Source organism: Parabacteroides distasonis (assembly GCF_004793765.1).
Classification (GTDB): domain Bacteria; phylum Bacteroidota; class Bacteroidia; order Bacteroidales; family Tannerellaceae; genus Parabacteroides; species Parabacteroides distasonis_A.
Genome location: NZ_SRYM01000022.1, coordinates 1 through 21,901, shown reverse-complemented (window position 1 = coordinate 21,901; position 21,901 = coordinate 1). Strand labels below are relative to the sequence as shown.

At 43.4% G+C, this 21,901-nt stretch carries 15 protein-coding genes; 2 read left to right on the top strand and 13 right to left on the bottom strand.

The window, feature by feature from the left end; translation table 11 throughout:
* The first annotated feature begins 8 nt into the window (after positions 1-8).
* Positions 9-1,697: a hypothetical protein gene (locus E5342_RS09455; protein ID WP_121735140.1), complete on the top strand. Its 1,689-nt coding sequence runs from the start codon at positions 9-11 to the stop codon at positions 1,695-1,697.
* A 130-nt stretch (positions 1,698-1,827) separates the two neighbouring features.
* On the opposite strand, the gene E5342_RS09450 is transcribed toward E5342_RS09455, so the two are convergent.
* From E5342_RS09450 to E5342_RS09390, 13 genes are all read right to left on the bottom strand, one after another.
* A complete protein-coding gene (locus tag E5342_RS09450; protein WP_135959271.1) occupies positions 1,828-3,174 on the bottom strand; it encodes a family 10 glycosylhydrolase in 1,347 nt (448 codons plus the stop codon).
* Between the two features lie 52 nt (positions 3,175-3,226).
* Entirely contained in the window at positions 3,227-6,457 is a 3,231-nt protein-coding gene (locus E5342_RS09445; RefSeq protein WP_121735142.1) for an efflux RND transporter permease subunit, read from the bottom strand.
* A complete protein-coding gene (locus tag E5342_RS09440; protein ID WP_121735143.1) occupies positions 6,447-7,940 on the bottom strand; it encodes a TolC family protein in 1,494 nt (497 codons plus the stop codon). Before E5342_RS09440 ends, E5342_RS09445 begins: the two co-directional genes overlap by 11 nt.
* On the bottom strand, positions 7,937-11,059 hold the full coding sequence (locus E5342_RS09435) for an efflux RND transporter permease subunit (protein WP_135959270.1): 3,123 nt from the start codon (positions 11,057-11,059) through the stop codon (positions 7,937-7,939). The genes E5342_RS09440 and E5342_RS09435 overlap by 4 nt, the downstream gene beginning before the upstream one ends.
* A 20-nt stretch (positions 11,060-11,079) precedes the next feature.
* Positions 11,080-12,147: an efflux RND transporter periplasmic adaptor subunit gene (locus E5342_RS09430; RefSeq protein WP_121735183.1), complete on the bottom strand. Its 1,068-nt coding sequence runs from the start codon at positions 12,145-12,147 to the stop codon at positions 11,080-11,082.
* A 101-nt stretch (positions 12,148-12,248) separates the two neighbouring features.
* Positions 12,249-14,057 (bottom strand): O-antigen ligase family protein, encoded by a 1,809-nt coding sequence (locus E5342_RS09425; RefSeq protein ID WP_121735145.1) that lies wholly within the window; start codon positions 14,055-14,057, stop codon positions 12,249-12,251.
* Positions 14,058-14,059: 2 nt separating this feature from the next.
* A complete protein-coding gene (locus E5342_RS09420) occupies positions 14,060-15,469 on the bottom strand; it encodes a transglutaminase domain-containing protein (RefSeq protein ID WP_121735146.1) in 1,410 nt (469 codons plus the stop codon).
* The gene (gene lepB, locus E5342_RS09415; protein WP_135959269.1) at positions 15,466-16,377 is read right to left on the bottom strand and encodes a signal peptidase I; all 912 of its coding nucleotides are present in this window, start codon (positions 16,375-16,377) and stop codon (positions 15,466-15,468) included. The genes E5342_RS09420 and lepB overlap by 4 nt, the downstream gene beginning before the upstream one ends.
* Positions 16,378-16,588: 211 nt before the next feature.
* A complete protein-coding gene (locus E5342_RS09410; RefSeq protein ID WP_121735148.1) occupies positions 16,589-17,692 on the bottom strand; it encodes a 6-bladed beta-propeller in 1,104 nt (367 codons plus the stop codon).
* Positions 17,693-17,763: 71 nt separating this feature from the next.
* A complete protein-coding gene (locus E5342_RS09405; protein ID WP_121735149.1) occupies positions 17,764-17,979 on the bottom strand; it encodes an NVEALA domain-containing protein in 216 nt (71 codons plus the stop codon).
* A 213-nt stretch (positions 17,980-18,192) separates the two neighbouring features.
* Positions 18,193-19,047 (bottom strand): DUF1573 domain-containing protein, encoded by an 855-nt coding sequence (locus E5342_RS09400; protein ID WP_121735150.1) that lies wholly within the window; start codon positions 19,045-19,047, stop codon positions 18,193-18,195.
* Between the two features lie 12 nt (positions 19,048-19,059).
* The gene (locus tag E5342_RS09395; protein ID WP_121735151.1) at positions 19,060-20,109 is read right to left on the bottom strand and encodes a TolB-like 6-bladed beta-propeller domain-containing protein; all 1,050 of its coding nucleotides are present in this window, start codon (positions 20,107-20,109) and stop codon (positions 19,060-19,062) included.
* An 8-nt stretch (positions 20,110-20,117) separates the two neighbouring features.
* On the bottom strand, positions 20,118-20,336 hold the full coding sequence (locus E5342_RS09390) for an NVEALA domain-containing protein (protein WP_005867482.1): 219 nt from the start codon (positions 20,334-20,336) through the stop codon (positions 20,118-20,120).
* Positions 20,337-20,528: 192 nt separating this feature from the next.
* Here E5342_RS09390 and E5342_RS09385 point away from each other — a divergent pair, with 192 nt between their 5' ends.
* Positions 20,529-21,536 (top strand): winged helix-turn-helix domain-containing protein, encoded by a 1,008-nt coding sequence (locus tag E5342_RS09385; RefSeq protein ID WP_121735153.1) that lies wholly within the window; start codon positions 20,529-20,531, stop codon positions 21,534-21,536.
* The last annotated feature ends 365 nt before the right edge of the window (positions 21,537-21,901 follow it).

Genomic DNA, 21,901 nt, shown 5'->3' with positions numbered 1-21,901 from the left:
CTTGGAGCATGAAACAGATCATAACGTTACTGGTGGCTTTGTTGTTGGGGCAGGAAGGCCTGCGTGCGGCAGAGGATTTCCGAGAGCGTGTGTACGCTCAGACGGATAAGCAGGTTTATTTGGCAGGTGAGTTGCTGTGGTTGAAGCTTTGCCTGACCGATGCGTCGGGCGTGCCGGCTTCCTTTAGCAAGGTAGGATATGTGGAGTTGCTGGATGATGCGTTGGCGGTGGTCCAAGCGAAGATTGAGATCCGGAATGGTGTAGGAGAAGGGTGGCTGGAACTGCCTGCGGTGTTGCCGACGGGGTATTACCGGTTGGTGGCCTATACCCGTTATATGCGGAATGAGGGAGAGGCGGTCTTTTTCCAGAAAACGATCGGTGTGGTGAATACCTTCCGGAAGGATGAGAGTGTCCCTACGGATACACTCCTGGCGGTCGCTTCTGCGGATTTCTCAGGGAATACGCTCCAGCTTTCCTTGGACAAGGAGAATTTCTCCCGCCGAGAGGACGGGCATATCCGTTTACGGGGCATTCCGGAGGATACGCATACACTATCCGTTTCGGTGGCGGGGCGGGAGTTTATCCCGGTACCGGACGATATGTCGGTAACGCATTGGAAGGCTGCGTTGCCTACCTTGGGAAAAGGTAGGTTGGGAGAGCGGTTCCTTCCGGAATATGAGGGACACCTGATAACGGCCAAGCTGGTGAATGCCCGTACCGGCGAGTCTGCCGAGCAGACGGGCGTATCTGCCTTGCTGGGTTTCGTGGGGGACGAGGTACGTGTGTTTGGCGGACAACGGCAAGCGGATGCCTCTGTCTTGTTCTATACGACGCAGATTGGAGGGATGCGTGAGTTAGCTACTTCTACGTATTCGAATACGGGGGAAACGTATCGGGTGGATATACAGTCGCCGTTTGCGGTACATGCGGCTGCGGAGATGCCTCGGTTTCGCTTGAATCCTGCTTGGCGTACAGAGTTGACGGGACGATACGTAGGTTTGCAGGCGACTCGCTTGTTTACGGCTGATTCTTTGGGACATGTGGCTCCGGCACTAGCGCATTTTCGGGGCCGGCCTTATAAAACTTACGTGATGGAGGAGTGGACCCGATTCTCCACCATGGGCGAGTCGGTCTTCGAGTTCGTAGAGTCAGTTTCTTTCCGGAGCCGACAAGATGGCGGTCATTCGCTGTTTATCTTGCTGGCGGATCTCTCCAACCAGACGGTTTCCCTAAATACCCCGCTTGTGTTGCTGGATGGGATTCCGATCATGGATCATGAGTTGATCTATACATATGATCCCTCTTTGATCAAGCGCCTGGATGTGTACAGGGAGCGGTATGCCTTCGGTGGGCAGGTGTTTGAGGGAATCTTGGCGTTCTATACCTACAAGAACGACTATCCTAGGTTAAAAGTGGATACTTCCACGCAGCTGTTCGACTATGAGGGCACGCAGTCGCATCGTCTATTCTATGCCCCCGCCTATCCGGACGAGGAGAGCCAGAAGAGCCGTATCCCCGATTATCGGCATACGTTGTTGTGGCTACCCACCGTCGAGACCGGTGGAGCGAGCGAGTTGGAGATCCCTTTCTCTACCTCCGATCTGCCGGGCGAGTACACCGTGACCGTGGAGGGACTCACCCGCGACGGCAAGCCCATAAGGGCTGTCACACGGTTCCGTGTAGCGGGAGGCGGCTGATAATTAGCCGGTTGATTTGTTAAAATTACAATGCCCATTCAAAGGAACTTACAATCGCAGTCGTAAGCTCCTTTGAATGGGCATTGTCAGTACCCTTGAATGGGCATTCAAGGAATGTTACTATCGGAGGCTACTTGGCCGTCACGTTCCAGCCGGAAAGAATACCGCCATAGAAGTAGAAATCGACACAGAACGTCTTGCCGGTGTTCAGCTCCTTGACCTCGTAATATTTCGTGGCACCCTGCTCTTTCACCAATTTGTAATCGGCGATATTGGGGATTGGCACGTTGGCCAGTTCTTTGATCTTCGCATTTATCATGCCCAAGATGTTCATGTTCTCGAATGGGTTCGTTACCTGGGTGCTCTTGGATAAAGCCGGATTCACTCCCTTGTTCTCGGCACGGATCGCACGGACACTATCCGTATAAGCACGGAACTTAGCCCTGCTTTCCGGTGTGCGCAAACCGGATACGGTGAAGATGGAGATACCTTCCGCCCCATGGTTGAGTGCGGCATCCATGGCTTCCTCGATATCATCGCCTACCATCAATCCGCAATACAGTGTCGTATTGGGGGCCTTATCCCGAACGTTTTCGATCATACAGTCGGATATAAAGCTGATATCTTTCGTGTAGAAATTGTGATACACCATCGGGAAGACGATATCCAGATTCCATTTCCCCCAGTCTTGACGAACCATTTTGGATGCCATCTTGGGGGTTGGGAAAGGAGAGGCCGCCATTTTCTTTCCATAAGTGTGAACCACGTCGGCGATCATATTGGCTACTTCGGTAATCTGGTCACAACGGAATTGAAGCCATTTCTCGTCTTGCGAGGGATCTTCTTGTTCTCTCGGATCATATCCGTAAGCGGTCTTGAACTTCTCGATCATAGCCGGGTGATAGCCGAAATCCCATTGCGGATATTCTTGGTCTTGTACGATACCGTATTTCGGCCAAAGGGTAGTCGGCAGGATAACGTCCACGAAACGGTGGTAATCGATTGCGATACCGTTCAAGCCCTCTACCTCGCAGTAAGCCTCTATTTTCTTCTTGATAAACTCCCGTACCTCGGGTAAGGCGGGGCACATAAACTTATAGTAACCCACGTAAGCGGTCGTATCGGTCAAGCTTTGTCCGTTACGGTTTACGCTGAACCATTCGGGATGTTCTTTTAAGATAGCGTCTCGGTCATGTTCCAGATTCATCGTCCACAACCAAGCGTAGACTTCTATCCCATGTTTTTGGGCGATGGGAATAGCGTCCCGGTAATCATCCGGAGTAGGGGCGTTTAGCATGACACCGTCTATCCCCGCCTCATTCATGATCGTACAGATGGAGTCGAAATTCATTCCGGGCCGGTAATCCAACCAGGTCCAGAACATCGGATAAGCATCTTTCGTATCTTTTTTCGGGGAACTGCAAGCACCTACGCAGCAAGCTACCAGAAGTAATACTAAATAATTTATGTGTCTCATAAGTTTAGTGAATTTGATTAACGATTTATCCGTTAAAGATACGTATTCTTGTTCAATGCTGTTCTTTCTTCAGCGTAAATATCGGTAAATAAAAGAATATGCCTAGGATAGACATGATAAGGCCACCTATCGTTCCGGCGGCGAGCGGGAACCAAAAGGCTTCTTTATCGGTGCCTAGCATGAACGGGATAAATCCGAGTATGGTCGATATTACAGTTAAGAATATCGGCGTGATCTTGGCATTCCATGCCTTTAGATACGCACGGATCGGGGAGATAGCGGGTATCCGTTCCCGGATTTGGTTATATTCGTTTAAGATATAGATACAGGCGTTTACCGTGATACCGCATAATAAAACAAAGGAGGCGAATCCTCCTTGATCGAAGTTCAACTTGAACCAATAGAAGGTCAAGAATACTCCGATATAAGAGATCGGTATGACAAAAATGACCGCCAGCGGTTGTTTCAAGGAATTAAACAAGATACTGGTCGTAAAGAAAATAATAACGATGATCAAGAATAATAACGCATATTGTTTATTATCTTTCTGATCCCATGACCAATAGTTTTTTTCCGCTTTAGCCGTATACCCCATAGGCAGGATCTTGTTAAACTCTCTAAGTTCCCTTTTCTGTATCTTCTCGCCTTGTGAGGAAGCTCCGATATATTCATATTGCAGGCAGAGCCTGTATTGCTGGTTTACTTTCGCTATCTTTTGAGGAGTCTGGCTTTTCTCGATGGTTGCGAGTTCGGATAATTTATAGGATTTACCACGGATGGTTTGAGGTACATATTGCATACTCCATATATCGAACTCTTTCGATTGGCGGGAAGAAAGTTTTAGCTTTTCCGTCTCGTTATCAACGATGATGGTACCAGCGTAGATATCTTTTCCGAAAACGGGTCGGATAGATGCGAATAAGTCGATCGGCAATATATCCGCTTGTGTCATACGGGCTTTATTCAAGTTGAAGTAGAATTCTTGATAATCATCCTTCCACCAAGAAAATTCGGAATTGATCAATACTTCCTTGATGCGGCGATACGTAAGTAATTTTTCCCGCAGTTTCTCTGCCCATTCGTACAGCTCGTCATAATTATATCCGTACATCTCGATTCGGAACGAACCTGCGTTCTCGCGGACATCATTACTGAAACCTTGGTCCATAAGTCCCCATACGGCCCAACTTCCGCCTCCTAATTCCAACGCTTTGCTGATCACCCTGCTTTTCAAGGTGTAAGGGAAGCCACTCCGTTCGTTCTCACGGGTGAAATAGACGTTGATACTGGCTTGACGTGCGTTATAGATGCTGGTCTGGAATTGCCGTATTTCCTTATAGGTACTTAGGTAGGCCTCCATGCGGTTGATCAAGTGGTTCATTTGATCAAGGGTCGTACCGTTCGGCATGGAAGCACTGATACTTAATACCGTTTCTTCATTTCGGGTAAAATAACTTCCCTCGTATACCTTTTGGACAAATAGGCGCAAGGTTCCTCCTAAACTCTTATCGACGATAGGCTTTATCGTTTCCTTCCAAATATCTTTCGCAGCGAATTCATTGTAGCGGGCGATCCACAGAGAGTCCCTTGCGGATAGATTCTTCTCTTCCGGTTCGATCTTCTCCGGCAATAAAAATATCGGTAGTCCGAATGTTAGTACTAGAATAAGACAAGCCAGTTTTTTCCAATTGCAAAAGAAACGGATCTGCGTTTGGTAATAATGAGAGAAATAGACAGGGAAACGGTGTGTGAACGACCGTATCGGACGGATCGCCGGATGTTGTTTCCAATGACTTCGAGCTTTAGAGGAAGAAGAAACGGTTTTCTTCCGGTGCAAATTCATCTTATCGATCAATGCCGGAACCAAGAATAATGCGATGAACAAAGATACGGCCAGATTAATGATCACGACAGCGGCGAAATCCTGTAAATTCAACCGTATCTTCTCATCCAAGAAAAAGATAATCACGAGGGCGCCCATAGTCGTCAAAGTTGCCGTCAGAATAGACAAGAACGCTTTCCGGTCATGATGATGCCGGATGTGGTCGGTCATCACGATCGTATTATCGATCACCAAGCTGAGAGAGATCGTGATACCCGCCAGCGAGTACAATTGCATCTCCAACCCTAATAAATAATAAAGGATAACGGCTATACATAGGTTGATACTTAGACTGATGATGATCAAGAACAGATAACGTACATTTCGGGTAATCAGCAGAACGAAGAGCAAGAGGATCAAGACGGTCAAGCCTGTACGGACGTAGATTTTATCTAATTCTTCTTGGATAAATTCGGTAGCATCGTAACTGGTATGGATTTCGTAACCGGGAGGAAGCAAGGTGCGGATATGCTCCATTTCTTCCTTCACTTTCTTTGCTAATTGCAACTGATTGGCAGTCTCTTCCGCATGGATAGACAGGTAAATAGAGTTTAAACCATTGATCCGGTAGTAATTTTGCGGAGCCTCTTCTTGCCGGGTTACTTTTATCAATTGATCTAACCGGATTAAGCTACCGTCTTTGTTTGCGACGGTAATATGGGATGGCTCGAATCCGTTCGTGATCTTTTCCGGTATCAATGCCAAACGAATCCATTCCTTACCGGTACTCCCTTTTCCCATATTGGCGGTGCCGAGGAACTCTTTCTTATAATATTGGCTGATCGCCGATTGGATATCCTCTATCGTGATCCCCAGATCCCGTAGCTGGCGGCTATCGTATTCCAAGCGCCATTCCATAGGGGTTGCCCCGCTAACATCGATACGATAAATACCTTGCACGCTGCTAAGCCGGGGCTTTATCTGATCCTCGGCGAATCGCTGGATGAATATCGGGGTAGCGGAAGCGTTCAAGGTATAACTCATGAACGGGCGTGATTCCTTGTCGTCCGGACGGCTCATTTCTAAGATCGGATAACTTAATTCCTCCGGAAGGTCTGGCCATGTCTGCCTTACAATTGTAGAGGCCTCAAAACGTGCGGCATCTATATTCGTATGTTTATCCAGCTCCAAGGTAATCCTTCCCCATCCGTTTCCTGAGGTCGAGGAGATTTCTTTGATTCCTTTGATACGAGCAAGCATCGCCTCCAAACGGGAGGTTACCTCCATCTCGATAATCCTTGCTGAGTTGGAGGGCATATTATAGCTGATACTCAATTTCGGCAACGTACGGGAGGGAGATAGCTTGATCGGCAATAAAGGCACGAAAGCGATCCCCGCCAATGCGATGCAGAGGAAGGTGACGATGATCGTAAAGGATGATATGTTCGGCTTAGAACCCATGCTCGTAATCAAATTCGTTGGCTAATGAGATGTCTGTCTCGAAATCATGTAAGGTGAGCTTGCGTATCTTATAATAGCTCAACCAATAATTTTGCAAGGCCGTGATGTAGTTTCGTTGCGCTTCCTGCTGTCGATTCAAGGAGAGCGTAAGGCTATTGATATCCGCTTTGCCGATCATGAAACGTTGTTTGGTCTCGTTATAGGCCATGATCGCGATGTCCAAAACCTCTTCGGCGCTGGCGATCAGGTTTTGCTGTACATTGAAATCACCGACAGTCATGATTACGTCTTCCTCTAGAGTGATTTCCGTCTGTCGTGCGGATATTTGCGTAACATTTAGATTACTTTTGGCGATATTGTATTTGCCTTTCCGTACTCCCCAGTCTATAAGGGGAATAGAGATAGAGATCGATACCAAGTCCTGCTGTAGCGGATTCTTGTAGACTTCTTTAAACTGGGTCGCTACTTGATTGAAACCGATACTGGCATTCAAGGAAGCGTTGAATAAGGTTTCCTTTTTGGTCTTATCCACTTGCTGCTCGGCCTCTAATACTTCTTGCCGCACTTCCAGAAACTTGGGGTTATTCTCCCGGGCTAACGTTAGTGCTTGATCCACCGGAATATCCATATCATGGGGGCGTGACGGCAACCGAAGCCGTATCTCCGTATTTTTATCGAAATTCAGATACGAGGCCAGACTGAACATGGCTCGTTTCAAGGCTATATCGGCGTTTTGTAACGTATTGCGGGCATTGATCGCATCCAGCTTGAGTGTTAGTAAATCCGCTTGACTAATAGCTGCGATCTTATGTCGCTCTTGGCCGGTACGGTATAACGTATCGGTTGTCGCTACATTTTCTTTGGCCATATCATATTCTACTTGAGCCATGGCCAATGCGAAAAAGTAGGTGGTAGCTTGCTCGCTAACTGTCTCGATATTGTAAAGCAACTCTTTTTTGACTTTCTCGTATTTCAGGGGCTCTATCTTCTTCTCCCATCGGAAAGGATTATATCCTAGCAGGTTTTGCGTATAGCCGATACTGATCGGCACGGAAGTATACTGGTTATACGTATTATTCCCGAAGTATCGCATATATCCAAGATTGGAATTGATATAGAAACTGCCGCCTAATAGATCAAAGTTTTGCTTGATTTGCAAATTACCACCTGCGTAGAATGATTGTTGCTCACGATACTCGTCAATGTCTTTCTCCGAATCGTATCGTTTCGTGATGTCCCGATAATATTCGGCGGGCGTGATATTCAACGTAAGACTAGGCAGTCGCTCCGCTTTGTAATTACGAAACTCCCAGTAGCCGGACAGGAATAGGTTTTTCGTACGAAAAGCCTCCAGCGAGCTATCGGCGGCCAATGAGATCGTCTTCTCAAGGGAAAGGACAAGCGATTGAGCCGATACTTCTCCGGTTAATAGCGAACAGAACGCATATAAAAGAAGGAATGTTCTCTTGTATCTTTTTTTCATAATGCATGTCTCCTATAGATAAACCAATAAACCAAAGGGATAATAAATAAACTGACAGCCGTACCGATCAGCATCGCCGAGATCATGGCTATGGATAGCGGCTTTTGCAACTCGCTTCCCATATCGAACGTGAATAGTAGCGGTACCATACCGAATATAGTTGTCAATGAGGTCATGATAATCGGGCGAAGACGCCGGCGACCGGCCTCATGGATTGCTTCCATCAAGGGCACACCTGCTTTCCGAAGCTCATTTATCGCGTCCAGTTTCAAGATAGAGTCGTTTATGATGATACCGCAAGTTACCACGATACCGATTGCGCTCATCAGGTTTAAGGTATGCCCGCATATCCATAATACCAGTAAGGAGGCGGCTACGTCTATCGGAATTTCCAGCAAGACGATCAAGGGTTGCAAGAAGCTCTCGAATTGTGCCGCTAGGATAAAGTACATCAAGAGTATGGATATGAACAAGATAACAACCAATTCGTTCAGCATTTGCTGGTTTGAGAAGAAGCTTCCCGAGAAATCAATGTCCCAGTTTGTCTTATCTTTGGATTCACTGCGTACGAGCTCTCGTATATTTTCCATCAACTGCTCTGCGTTCTCTACCTGATAGAAGCTAAAAGGAATATATTCCCCATTCTTTCCTGCGGTGAGTGTTTTCAAGTCCTCTCCAGGAGTAACCTTTGTCACTGCGCTGAGAGGGATGTAGTTTGTCTTTTGGTTTTCGTCCGGTTGGGTACGGATTAACGTATTATGTAAGATCTGATCGACCGTTAACTCGTTTCCGGCTAGCGTGATCGGTAAATACTGTTGATAAGAGCGTAAGGTGGCGACTTCATTTTCCTTGAAAGCCGTCTTAAGCACCCGGTAGACCTCTTCGTAAGAGATATTATAAAGCAATAATTTCTGATGGTCAATGGATATGTTTAATTGATTCTCGAAAGCTACGCCAACAGGAGCGAGGCCGGTCTTACTCTCTAGTGTTTTCTCTAGTTTTTGCAAAGTAGGGGCATCCGGAGCCTGCTCTTTGTTACGGGCATAGAACTCGGCTACGATATCGGCTTCACCGGTTACGAACAGTTTCTCAAACACGGTCTCCGGTGGAGAGAACGATAATACGGCTGTAGGATAATTTCGCTTTACCCAAGCGGAGATTTCTTGTTGTAAAGGGGCGATAGCACGGGTCTCTTCTGTCTTGAAATAAAGTTCTACTTCCGAGATGGATAATTCCCTGTCTCGGTTAAGCAGGAATTGTTGCTGTCCGATATAGGCCGTGTGTTGCGTGCCTAATCGATCGGCCTCACCAAATAATTCGGTGACTCTCTTTCTATTCTCATCAATATGGATGTTCTCGTTCCATTCAACATGTGCGATTAACTCATTCTGATCGATTTCCGGCATCCGGCTTTTGGGGATCATATAAAATAGGATTGCGCAAAGGGGAACGGTGACAGCTATAAATAGTAGGCTAGTGGTCTTATGCCTGAATATGAAATCAACACCTCCGTTATAGAACCGGTCTAGCGTATGCTCCTTAATCAAATTGTTTATTTTCAGATTGAAAAAGGAACACTTGATCTCCGGTATGCTGTAAACTAATTTGTAAAGTACAGGCAGTAACATGATTCCGGTGAAATAAGAAACCATTAAGCCGACTGTAACAGCAAACGCCTGATCGAAGAAAATAGCTCCCGCTATACCACTCATAAATACTAGCGGAACGAATACAGCGATCGTGGTAAATGTGGAACTAAGCATGGGGGTGATTACTTCTGTGGTTCCTTTTATACACGCTTCTTCCAGATTATCTCCTTTTGCCCGGTATTGCGCTATATTCTCCGTTACGATGATGGAGCTGTCTATCATCATACCCAATGCCAAAATCAATCCGGATAGGGAGATGATATTTAAGGACATATTGAAAAGGTAGAAGAACAAGAAACTAATGATGATGCTGATTACCATACTTAGTCCGATTACCGCCGGGCTTTTTACGTCTCCGAGGAAAAGGATCGCCACGATGCAGATAAATAAGAAACCTAACGATAGATTCTGTTTGAGGTTGGAGATCGTATAATCCAATAACTCGGTCTGGTTTCTTGTGATCGTAAATTCAATATCCGGGTAGATAGACTTGAAATAATCGGTAACCTCGGCAAGCGCCTCTTTCATATTGTCCATATTCTCGTCCGCTTGCTTGATAACAGCTAATGTAACGGCTCTTTTCCCGTTGGCTAGCGATAAGCCGGTTTCTTTTTCCGGTACGACAGCTACTTTTGCCAGGTCTTTTACCTGGAAGATCCGGTCATTCTTACGGATATAGATATTTTGCACATCTTCCGGTGTACGTAATAAGGTAGAGAATTTGATATTGTACTCATAATAGCCATCCCGTACGGTCATGCTTCCCGGCTCTATATTGTTGGCGGACAAGGCAGATTCCAAATCATTTAGCGTAATATCGGCCATTTCCAAGAGCTTCATATCCGGTACGATCTGTAATTGCCGTCCTAATATGCCCGTGATATCCACCATCGCCACTTCCGGCAATTGCTCGATCCTTCGTTTGATCACGGTTTCCGCAAATTGGCAAAGATCGAGGAAAGCCTCGTCGTTTTCTAATTGAGAATTAGGAGAAGTGGATTGTGAATTTTCAATTTTCAATTTTCCATTTTCAATTGTCTTGAGTGTGAGGTTGAGGCAAAACACCGGAATATCCGTGGCGCTCGCCTTGACTACCCGTGGACGTTCTACTTCACGGGGCAGGTAATTCATGGCGGCATCTATTTTCTCATTAACCTCTATAAAGGCAAGATCCGTATTGGTGCCGAAGTCAAAGCTAAGGCGGATAATACCCGCTCCATCACGAGTCTCACTATGGATATCCCGTAATCCTGCCACTTGCATCAATTGCAAACGGACCGGCTTCACGACGGTGTTTTCCAATTCCCGTGCGGATGTATTTTGTCTGGATATCTGAACGGTAATCTCAGGTATGGCGATATCAGGCAATAGGGAGACCGGTATGGTGAAATAAGTCACCAACCCTACGATAAAGCAGGCCGTAAAAGCCATCAATACCGCTATCGGACGTTGTAACAGGAAGCGAATCATACGCAGTTAATTTTCAATTCTCAATTTTCAATTACCTTGACCGGTGACTCATGCGCCAGATTAATATTGCCGCTTGTAATCACGACATCCCCTTCTTTCAATCCTTCTAAAAGGGTATAACTATCTGCGTTTTCCAGTCCGGTGCGCACGTAGTTCCAATAAGCGTGCCCATCAACTAAAGTGAACACGACCTGCTTTCCAGAACGTAATACCACGGCCGTTTTCGGTACGACCAATTGCTTCCCGAGCGAGCGTTGTACGCTAACCCGTACATTCATGCCTTCGAATAATTTACCTTTGTCGTTTACCGCCGCTTTCACTTGTACCATCCCGTTCTCATCCACTAGCGGGTTAATCTCGGATATACGGCCTTCAGTCTTTAAGCTGGTGGTAGCGAAAGGGGTAACTTCCACTTTATCTCCGTTTTGGATAAGCGGCAACTCGCTTTCCAATACGGTGAAAGAGGCTTCCAGACTATGAGGATCGATAACGGTACAGAATGCGTCCGTCGTAGATGCCACGTTCTCTTGTTTAGCGAAAAGGTTTGCGATAATACCATCGAAAGGTGCGATTAGCGTCGCGTTCTGTTCCTCATATAGGGCAAGTTGATATTGGGCGAGCGCCAGATCATATCCACTTTTTACCCGTGCTAGGTTGAGCGTCGCAGGCGGGACTTTCGCTGAGTCTTCCAGCATATAGCCTTGGCCGATCAATACATCTTTTAATTCAAGTCTCGCTTTCTCTAAGGCGTCTTTGGCTTGCGCTGTTTTGTTGGTGAGCCTGAAAGTGGCGAGTTCCGCTATTTTCTGTCCTTTGCTTACCCGGTCTCCGTTCTTCACGTAGATTCGGGCGACGGGTTCCGCCGACTCAAACCGTAAGTCCACCAACTTGCGAGCGGATAATTTACCATTGCTTATCAACTCATGATTAAATTCCATTTGCTTCAATGTTATAATCGTGACTTCGTTCGCCTCATCCGGCAATACGGTTTCTACGGAATCCTGTGTGGCATCTGTATCTTTCTTTTCTCCACCGCATGCGCTTAAACAGAATAAGAGCGTAAAGGTCAACAATTTATAGTACTTCATACTCGTATGATTGATCGGTTTGTACAATTTATCATTTGCAAATGTAAGTATTTTATTGTTACGATATAGTCGTAATTGCCATAAAAATAAGTATATTGTATTCATATTGATGTGTTGTTTAACATACTTCGTGCTTTCTCTTTCATTTCTTTAATAGCGGAACTTTCCACTTTGGGTTTCTTAGTTAATACGGAATCAATCGCCATTTTCAATTTTGCAGGTTGAAAATAAGATGGTTCCGTATAAAGATTCATTAACAGATAATACGGATAGATACGTTCCGGTAAAATATCAATGGCATGTAACAGGTGCTTTTCCGCTTGTCGGTATTCACCTAAACACTGCTCATTTTTAGCCATTACGTAATAAAGCATGGGATCGGAGCTTAATAAGATAGCTCTTTCCAGATATTCATTCGCTTTCTCATATCGTCCGGTTTTGCTAAGAGATTGAGCGGCCTCGAAAAGGAATTCCGGTTTATGCTTCAATAATGGATACAAAGGTTCATATACCTCCAAGGCCGCTTCGTAAGCTTTATTGTTGTAAAACATTTGCGCCTTGTTCCATTTTTGATAAGCCTTATAATGATCTTTTTGCATCCAGAACAAACCAATTCCAAGGATAGAGATTCCCATAAAAAATATCTGTTTGCCCCATCTATGGGCATTTGATTCGGCTTGGTTTTCACGGATCTCATCCTTGTCCGGTGTTACGCTCATCACCCCTAGGAATATCAATACTACCCAAAACTCCGGCAATTGCAATGGATAAGAAGAGAAAGCGAATAGAGCCAGAGACATCAATCCCCCGCAACAAGCATATCTCTTGTTCTTTATTCCTTTATAAAATAGAAGCCCTAGCCATGCGGTAAATAAAGTCAGCCCAACGACTCCCTGCTCCAATCCAATTTGTAGATATTCGTTGAAAGCATATTCCGGACATCCGGCTATCCGTTTTTCCTGTTCGGTAGCCTTTCCCGAAGCCATATATTCCGCTTGCGCTTCAGCGTAAGCGGCAGGGAACCCACCTAGGCCGGTACCTGTAATCGGTTGTTTCTGTATCGCTTTTGCCGTGATCTTCCACATTAGGAACCTTCCGTCCGCGGAATCTTTTTTTAAGGAATAAAGGGCGATACTACCTCCGGATAGCAAAATACATCCGAGGATGGTACTTGTTATATATAGTTTTCTATGTTGTCTTACTTTTGCTTTTATCTGTTCCCAATTCAGTCGGTACATAGCGTATACCCAAAGGCAAGAGCTAATGGAGGCTATCCATGCCGACCGGCTCATCCCTGCTGGAAGAACCATGATGATTGAAAGTACACATGCCGCGGAAAAATAATATATGATATTCTGTTTGGGCTGTTTCAGCAAGATGCCTAAAGCGACCGGTAGCGTTACCGCTAAATAGCCGGAATAAGGCCCCGGGTTGAAAAAAGAGCCGGTTAAACGGAATAAAGAATGATTCGAATACTCCCAACCCTGTAATTGCCGGAAGCCCCATATCGCTTCAATGAGGCCAATGGAGAGAAAGATGGATAGATAATAGCCATTGAGAACCGGAAACCTGTGTGTTATGTGCCTAAAAACATACCATAAGACAATGACCTGCCCGATAAATAGAATTTTTTCCGGCTCCGCATCTATAGGATAAGGATAGGAAAAGAGGGTCCAGACAAAGCATACGATTGGCAGGGTATCTACCCAAGTCCATGCATAGAAGATTCGACCTTTGTGAAAAAGTAACGATAATAAGCATGTAATAGCGAGGAAAAGTGCGATGAGCTGAATCCAAAAGACTTTCTGCGCTGTTAGGCTAGAGAATAGCTGCCCCAAGTCTATGAGGGGGTTACCTAATAAAAGAACCCCCAATAATGCGTATGTTCCGGAAAAAGGTAGATCTTTCATGTTTAATATCTTTTTATCGTGTCGTTGTCGATCAAGAAAATGCGGTCTTCTGCGGCTTTTCCCGGCCAAGATATCATGCCTTTTAATAAGCTGCCTTTGGGGATGTCGCGAATAATGATACCTTTCGGCAATGTCTCCATCGGGAAATGTCCGGTTTTAAAACATTGTTGCTCTTGTTCCCAATAACAGAGTGTATGGGGGACTTTTTGTTGATAAGCGTTATCCGAATTAATGAAGATCGATTCGAAGTGAGTGGAGTCCGGTTTTATTTTAGTGATAATACCGTTGGCACTCACATGAAATGGATATGTGATAAAGCGTAAGAATCCATGCGTGTCTTTGTCATACTCTGCGATGATGAATACGTCATCACCTACGATCTTGGAAAATGCGCACTGTTTCCCGATCCGTTCACTTAGGGCGAAAGGTCGCCAGTTTTTGTAATTGTAGGTACAAAGGTAAACAGGTGCTTTCTCCGATTTCACGGGGAAGTCGCAAATTGTCTGTATATCAGTGACGGGAGGTAAATATTGCTCGGTGACAGCGGTTAATAAAGGGTTCTTTAGGAAAGTCCGGTATTCATCGGATGATTCGAGAATTACCGGCTCAAAAGGAGCGAATCCGTATCTGTATATCTTGGCGGGGGTTAGAAATGGCCTTGTAAGATTATAAATTAAAGAGTCCGGCCCCTCATTTTCCGGGGCGAAAGGTAAGAATTTCCCATCATCATTTAAAAAGGCACACCAATAATGTTCACTATTCCTCCGAGTCCAAATGGTATGTTCTGCTACGGTGGGAACACCAACCGCACGCATCATGTTAACACCATACATCACCATCCCGTCACAACGTCCAAGTCCGGTTTCATGAATTTCTTCCGCTGTAGGATAATATTGGGGGATAACTTCGTGATAGGCCACTCGGGTCTTTAAAATCTTTTGCATTGTCATTACCGCATCGTATGTATTGTTGATATGCAGGCTGTCTAGCAAAGGAAGATATGTTTTCATAAGTGTCTCTCGCAGGCTGGAGGGATGTTCATGTAAACTTCGATAGGGAAGTATATACCTGCAAAAATCGTTAAAGCAGACATTCCGGTTCCAAGGTTTAGGCCAGACTTGGAATGCTAACTCGATGTTATTAATTAAGTAGCTTGAGGATATGGATGTAATGTCAGGAACCTTGTCTCGTTTATCAAATCCGAAGTGATAGACCATATTACGTATAAGAAAACAGGCGGCTTCTCTTCTTAATGAGTCACCTTCGTAATGTTCGATAACGTATTCCAACTCTTTTCGGTTATCACCGGCTTGTCGCAAAGCATACTCCAGCATTCTTTCTTCCGGACTAGAGGTGAAGTCGCAAGCAAGCAGGCTTGTCGCGCATAGCAGAAATGTAATGATTCTATTCATGGCTCTTGATTGTTACGAATATTTTTCCAAAAACGATCTTTCCTGTATTTTCCCGTGTAAGGATCTTTGGATTTCCACACTTTCCAAGCGATACCCACGATGAAATCCTCCGGTATAAGCCCGAGATATCGCGAGTCCCGGGAGTTTTCGGTTTTATCTCCCGCCACGAAGTAATAGTTGTTTTGGAATTGATAGTGCTCTATGATTTTGTTCCCCCTATAAGCCTTATTCTCTTTCCACGATAGGGAATCTTTTGATTCCCACTCGATCATTTGTTTGTATAGCTTATAATTTGTTTGATTCACGGTAATTCTATCCCCTTTTCGGGGGATATACAAAGGACCGAAATCATGAACATTCCAATTGAATGTAGAATCAAAAGGGAAACAACGGTAGACACCGTCCGGCATCCGATCCGCTTTTTGTCTGGATAGGTTCGCTTGACTTTCCACATTCCCCAAAGGCTCTTTTGTATGGTTGTTTCGGTAGAATCCCTGTTCGATCCGGATGGAGTCTCCCGGTAACCCGAGGCAGCGTTTGATATAATATTGCATGATGTGCATTTCGATCCGCTCCCATGAATAGGGATGCGGGTAGTTGAATACGAGAATATCATTCCGTTTGATTTGCCCGACTCCGAGTACTCTGTATATATCTACCCGCTTCCCTTTCATAGATGCGAAAATATTGAATAGCCTAGGTCCGGCGATCCATTTGTTTACTAATACTTGATCTCCGGTTTGGAGTTGAGGCTCCATGGAATCGGAAGGGATTTTGAACGTGCTGAAACAAAAGATAAGGAGTAATATGTATATACAACAGACTCCAAATGTTCCATAGAGTATAAGTGCCAGATAGTCTAGTATCTGATTTATACTTGTTTTGTATATACGTTTTTTTATTCTCATTCTTTTGTACTTATAATTTTTCTCCTATATCCCAATTCTTTGGAGATCTATTAATAGCAGAACTCCACTATGATATTCCGGACCATCGCTGATGCCATAAATCTTCCGCTTTTGATTGTCTACTGCGATGGAGGAGACTCCTTGGTCTAGTGTGTAATTTATAAGAGATATATTCACGTCTTATTATGATGCAAATATATCTCACAGTTTATTAGATAATTATTTTAAATGTGATAAGAATAGGATTGTCTCCTTTTTTTATAGTACTGTCAATGTTGCTGGCATCTATATATCCTGTAATATTCTCTCCCTCATTAAATATAGGTATAGGGAAATTGCTTATATTTAGATCATTGATGATGTTGTTATAAGCGATATTAATGCTTTTCTTTGTATGTTTGTTGTGTATGGCCATAAAATTATTTTTTTTGACATCATATTTAACTAAAAGATAATCTGTCGTTTCGTATGGATATATGTTTTGTATAAACTCTTCTTTTTCTAACTGTTGGAATATAGGGATAGGCTCGTATTGCTTTGAACTGAAAAAATCATTTGGTGGGAAATCGTATTCTCCAAATCTTAGCTCGTAGCGAACCATTGCAGTGTCAGCTGTGATGTTGTATAGCTTGTTAGAGAAAAAAGGAAAGACAACGACACCTTGTTTCGTATTATAAAAATTGAAAACCTTTCCACTTAATATAGAGGTGCGAGGATCTGCTTTTATTAGTCCTTTTTGTTTATTTAGGTCGCTATCTAGGATATCTATTTGTGTATTATTGTTTTCATGAATATTACGCATCGGTTTGTAACCAATGTATAAGTCCTTATTTGTTAATTTACAAATAGCGTTATACTTTTCTTTGTAGTTTATTGACTTGATATATTTAAAATCTTTTATATCGTAAAATAGCAACTTGTTTTGTGCGATGTCATTTAATAAAAGAGTGTTGTTTTCTTTATCTATTTCAAAGTTGTAAGGAATTAAAAATTCTCCTTCCCCACCAGATGCAGCAGATATCTTTGTTATATATTTACCTTCGTCATTAAAGACAAATAGGCTTTTAGAAATCCATGAGTCTAATATGTATATATGTCTATCATAAACACATGCGTGGTCTATATGACCAATTAAACACTCGTCTTTTGTCTCAAGTTTGACAGAATTTTCTATTTTGATTAATTGACTAGCTTTTATAGAATTGATGGACTCTCCAAAATCAATGATAGGAGAGTCTGCTCTATTTTCTTTCTGAGAACAACCGGAAAGTAAACCTATTGATATAAAGATAATAAAGAATGATAGTTTATTCATGGGTATTTGTATTTTAAATTCACAGAAGTCTTTATTTATAGGCTTCTGTGAATTTTTTATTAGATTTTTTGTTATAAGCAACTATGTGAACCTCCTCGTACACAAGAGTGGCCTGTTGATGTTGAGTATATGTCCCATATTGAGTCATGATACTCATCACTAGCCAAGGCCTCAATGTTATTGAGGGTTAAGTCTAATAACTTAACATCGTTATTATTCTTACTGTAATTCCAACCTGCGATTGCTGTTACGGCTATAATAATTAAGCCGAAAATTCCTTTTTTCATGTATCTTATTTTTTATTGTTTATGTTTTATGTTTTTGAGAATTTAATCTCTTGCTTACTATTCTTCTGCAAGATAAGGATATTCTCGAATTCCTCTTTCAATTTAATTTACTACTTTTGTGTCACCTCCTTTCTGCTTCATGAGTAAAAGTGGGGTGGGAGGCTTGCTTGTGATCGTTCCAATATATCCGCCAAGCTCTCCCTTCTTTTTTATTTATTGAGCCATCCCCCGAATGTTTAATTTTATCAGTTGATTCGTATTGCATTTCACGGTAATCGTCTCGTCAAAGACTCCTTTGTCTTTCGGTGTCATGATGACTCTTACTTGAAGGGTCTCCCCCGGCTTGGCGGGATGTTTGTCGAAAGATGGGCGGGCACAGCCGCAGGTCGTAGCCGCATCTAGTATGACTAACGGGTTGTTTCCTGTGTTTGTTAATCGGAAAACAGCCTCTTTGCTTTCTCCCATTTGGATAGTTCCTAGCTGTATGGATGCCTCTTCCACTTTCACGGTGGTCTGTATTTGTGAAGCGGGTTGTTTTCCGGTGACCTCTTTTAGGTATAGCTCCCGGATATTCGGGTTGTGGATAGGATTTCCTATCACTACGACCTTATTGTCCTTATCCAATAGGAAGGTTTGAAATCTCCCATCGGCCGGGAAATGATTTAGTTCGTTCAGCCTGTCCGATTGATCCAGACAGATAGGTTTGTCGAAATTGTCTTTTTTCAATATATACCGTATTTCTTTCTTGTCATCGGACTGGAAGAAAAACAAGAACGGTATGCTGCCTTGGGTAATGGAGTCGGTGTATTGAATCAGTTCTTTCCATCGGTGCAGTTGGAGTTTGCAACTGGTACATCCTATGGAATCCACGAAAACCAGCACCTTGTGGGGTGATTTTGGCAGGGTGAAGTCTACCGTATCGGTTGCAAACCGTGTAAAGACCATGTTCTGCGGAAATCGTATCTCTTTTCCTTGCCATTCGGATACTAAATGCTTGATCTTGTCTTTTTTCTTGTCTTGGCAAGCTAGAAGGAATAATAATAGTATGATTAGATTTAAGTATTTCATGATATTTTGTCGTTATATTTTAAATGAAAGAATCGGATCGTTGCTGTTTACATCCGTGGCAAGGATCGTCCCCGTATCCTCATCTACGTTGATACCGTAAATGGCATGGTCGAGCACATATTTCTGGACGGGGTTTCCTTTGAGGTCGAATACATAGATATATCGTCCTCCATCCTCAATCTCTTCCCCTCGTTGGTATGCCTGCCCGATATCTTTGAAGCTACGCCCATGGAATACGGCATAAATGAAATGGTCTGTGATATGAACATCACTGAATCCCATGATGCCGGTTGGAATTCCCTCCGATCGTGAGATTGCGAATTGAGGTTCTCCATTAGGTCCGTATCGTACGGTTCGTGTAGTATCTGTGAAGTTGTATATTTCTAATGCTTCTCCTAGTTGGGTTGCCATGACCAAGATGCCTTTTTGGGGATTATAGTCGAAGAAGCTTCGCCACGCTTGCGCCAATGCGGGGCGAGCAATGTCCTCATAATTATTTTCGGTTGGGATCTGATTAGCGGAGTGAATCCATTTCCCTTCTCGGTCTGTCCACTTTTGTCTATATTCACCGAGGTAGTCAGATACCAAAAAGCCCGATTCCATCGGGTAAAAGTCCAATGCCCTAACCAGCCGCTTGTCCATATCGATCGTTTCTACGGGGATGATGTTGTTCATATTTTGTTCAATCTTCCACCGGGTTGTTCGCATTTTGTTCGCATCGAGCGTCCAGATAGAATCCTTGGAGATAAATCGGAAGCAATCTGCCGATACCATTTCCTCGGGTCCCTCGCCTCGTTTGCCAAACGATGTCATATATTCCCATTCGGGGTAAGAGAAGGCATGGAAGAAATAATCTACGTTGTGCAAGTCCATGATAATAGCGATACCATCCTTGACCGCTACCCGGAAAGGATAGCGGAACAAGGCGGTATCTAGGTGGATAACCTGCGCATTTAATGCCTTTTCATCGGGAAAATCCTCGTAGCGGGGGAAGTGCTGTGAGGATTCCGAACAGGATACCAGACTACCTATTAATAGAACTATGTATACGTAGTAGCTCATGTTTTATTTTAACGGTTGTATATATATTTGTAATATCCTCCATTACATGATAGAGAACCAGCCCCATAGCAATCTCCGGATCCACTTTCACCGGAAGCTAGAGCTTCAATATTAGAGAAAGTAAGATCTGTGAAATTTTGTTTTCCTTCTTTCAAAAGAAAATACGAAGCACACAAGGCGCAAATGAAAATGATAGCGAAAGCTTTCTTAAAAGTAATTTGTTTCATGTCGTTTCTAATTTTTGTTACAAACGTACGGCTTGGTCTTTGGATAGCCAATCTTTTTAGGTGACTTTTAGCTGACAGTTGAAAAATAAGCCTTTAGTCTACCTATAGTCATCTTTCATCTTGCGAGTTGAATGAATTTATTCGTAGAAAGGGATGGAAAACGTATCTTTGTAGTTTCAACGAGGAATCATTATGGAGAAGCAAAATTGGAAATTTTATTGGAAGTGGAGTGTATTTGTTCTGATGACGATGCTTTGCTTGTTGTCTTTTTATAAATCATACCACAATGTAAAGTATGAATTACAAGAAGAGTCTCAAACTTTATTTCAGCAGGCAGTTCAAGATGATACAAATAGGCGGATAAAAGATTTAGGGGATGCTTTTTGTTTTTCCTATTCAGGTGCTAATCGATTGGAACGAGATACCATTACGATCCAGACTGCCGATACGATTATACATATGAAGAATAATAAGGAGGTGGCACGAAGGATGTCTTCACAGGAGAAGTCCGATTTTTGTCTCCAGTTTTTTTTGTCCATGGAGAATCCGATTCAGGTCGCCTTGCTGGATAGCGCTTTTCGTGCATCTTTGTATGAACATGCGATTTCGGCTCAGACCGTAACTTGTTATACCTTTATAGACAAGACGGAATGTAGCTCTTCAGATACTTCTTTTTATCAATCTTTCATACCATTAAAAGAAATTGTTTTTGGAGCGAATCGGGCGATCGTTTTGCAAGCGTTTGTTCAATTTCCTTTCCTTTATATAGTAGGTGAAGTGTTTTTGCGAAATATATTTTGGATTCTGGCAATGGTTATTCTCTGGGTTATCGCTATTGTCTTGACATGGAAAAGACCAAGGATAAATATCTTACCGCTACAAGAAGCACCTAAAGAGATGATACAAATAACAGAAGATATCTTGTTCGATGAAACACATGGCGTATTGCATTATCATAGGCATCGTATCGAATTGGCAAATCAACGGCTGAAACTGTTTTGTATTTTATTAGAACATAAAGGATATTTCATTGAGTCCGATCAGCTGAAAGAAGAAATCTGGCCGGATGGAAGTGTGTCCAAAGATGCTCTTACCGCTACGGCTAAAAGGCTTAAAGAGGATTTGTCTCCTATTCCGGGTTTGGTGATAGAGAGTGCTCGGGGTAAAGGATATTCGCTAAAGATCGTTTCGGGAGAGTAAATTCTCTATCTCAACGTTCATTTGATGGTTTATTTGTGTGATGAGTTTGCTATCGGCAGTAGTACTGACTTGGCTAAGTAATATATACTGACTTGCCCAACACAGTATATATTACTTAGCCAAGTCTGTATTGGTCTTAGGATTGCCAGTCTAAGGTCACCTATTTATATCGTGAGTTGAATGAATTTGTGCAAACAATGTTAATTATTTTTGTCCGGCTTAACCTCGTTCATGAATAAGATAGAACATGGTCAACCTCTTTTATTACTAAGTCGCAAACCGGTCAACCTGCTTTATAAATAAGATGCGACATTAGTGTCCCATAAAAAATAGGGACTAGTTAAACATTAAATAAATTTGGCCCA

Bases quoted from the DNA above. Each gene is read 5' to 3' on its own strand.
- lepB (WP_135959269.1), bottom strand. From the start codon at position 16,377: ATGAGAATAAAAAAACGTATATACAAAACAAGTATAAATCAGATACTA.
- E5342_RS09395 (WP_121735151.1), bottom strand. From the start codon at position 20,109: ATGAGCTACTACGTATACATAGTTCTATTAATAGGTAGTCTGGTATCC.
- E5342_RS09410 (WP_121735148.1), bottom strand. From the start codon at position 17,692: ATGAATAAACTATCATTCTTTATTATCTTTATATCAATAGGTTTACTT.
- E5342_RS09455 (WP_121735140.1), top strand. From the start codon at position 9: ATGAAACAGATCATAACGTTACTGGTGGCTTTGTTGTTGGGGCAGGAA.
- E5342_RS09435 (WP_135959270.1), bottom strand. From the start codon at position 11,059: ATGATTCGCTTCCTGTTACAACGTCCGATAGCGGTATTGATGGCTTTT.
- E5342_RS09400 (WP_121735150.1), bottom strand. From the start codon at position 19,047: ATGAAATACTTAAATCTAATCATACTATTATTATTCCTTCTAGCTTGC.
- E5342_RS09425 (WP_121735145.1), bottom strand. From the start codon at position 14,057: ATGAAAGATCTACCTTTTTCCGGAACATACGCATTATTGGGGGTTCTT.
- E5342_RS09385 (WP_121735153.1), top strand. From the start codon at position 20,529: ATGGAGAAGCAAAATTGGAAATTTTATTGGAAGTGGAGTGTATTTGTT.
- E5342_RS09450 (WP_135959271.1), bottom strand. From the start codon at position 3,174: ATGAGACACATAAATTATTTAGTATTACTTCTGGTAGCTTGCTGCGTA.
- E5342_RS09420 (WP_121735146.1), bottom strand. From the start codon at position 15,469: ATGAATAGAATCATTACATTTCTGCTATGCGCGACAAGCCTGCTTGCT.
- E5342_RS09440 (WP_121735143.1), bottom strand. From the start codon at position 7,940: ATGAAAAAAAGATACAAGAGAACATTCCTTCTTTTATATGCGTTCTGT.
- E5342_RS09390 (WP_005867482.1), bottom strand. From the start codon at position 20,336: ATGAAACAAATTACTTTTAAGAAAGCTTTCGCTATCATTTTCATTTGC.
- E5342_RS09430 (WP_121735183.1), bottom strand. From the start codon at position 12,147: ATGAAGTACTATAAATTGTTGACCTTTACGCTCTTATTCTGTTTAAGC.
- E5342_RS09445 (WP_121735142.1), bottom strand. From the start codon at position 6,457: ATGGGTTCTAAGCCGAACATATCATCCTTTACGATCATCGTCACCTTC.
- E5342_RS09405 (WP_121735149.1), bottom strand. From the start codon at position 17,979: ATGAAAAAAGGAATTTTCGGCTTAATTATTATAGCCGTAACAGCAATC.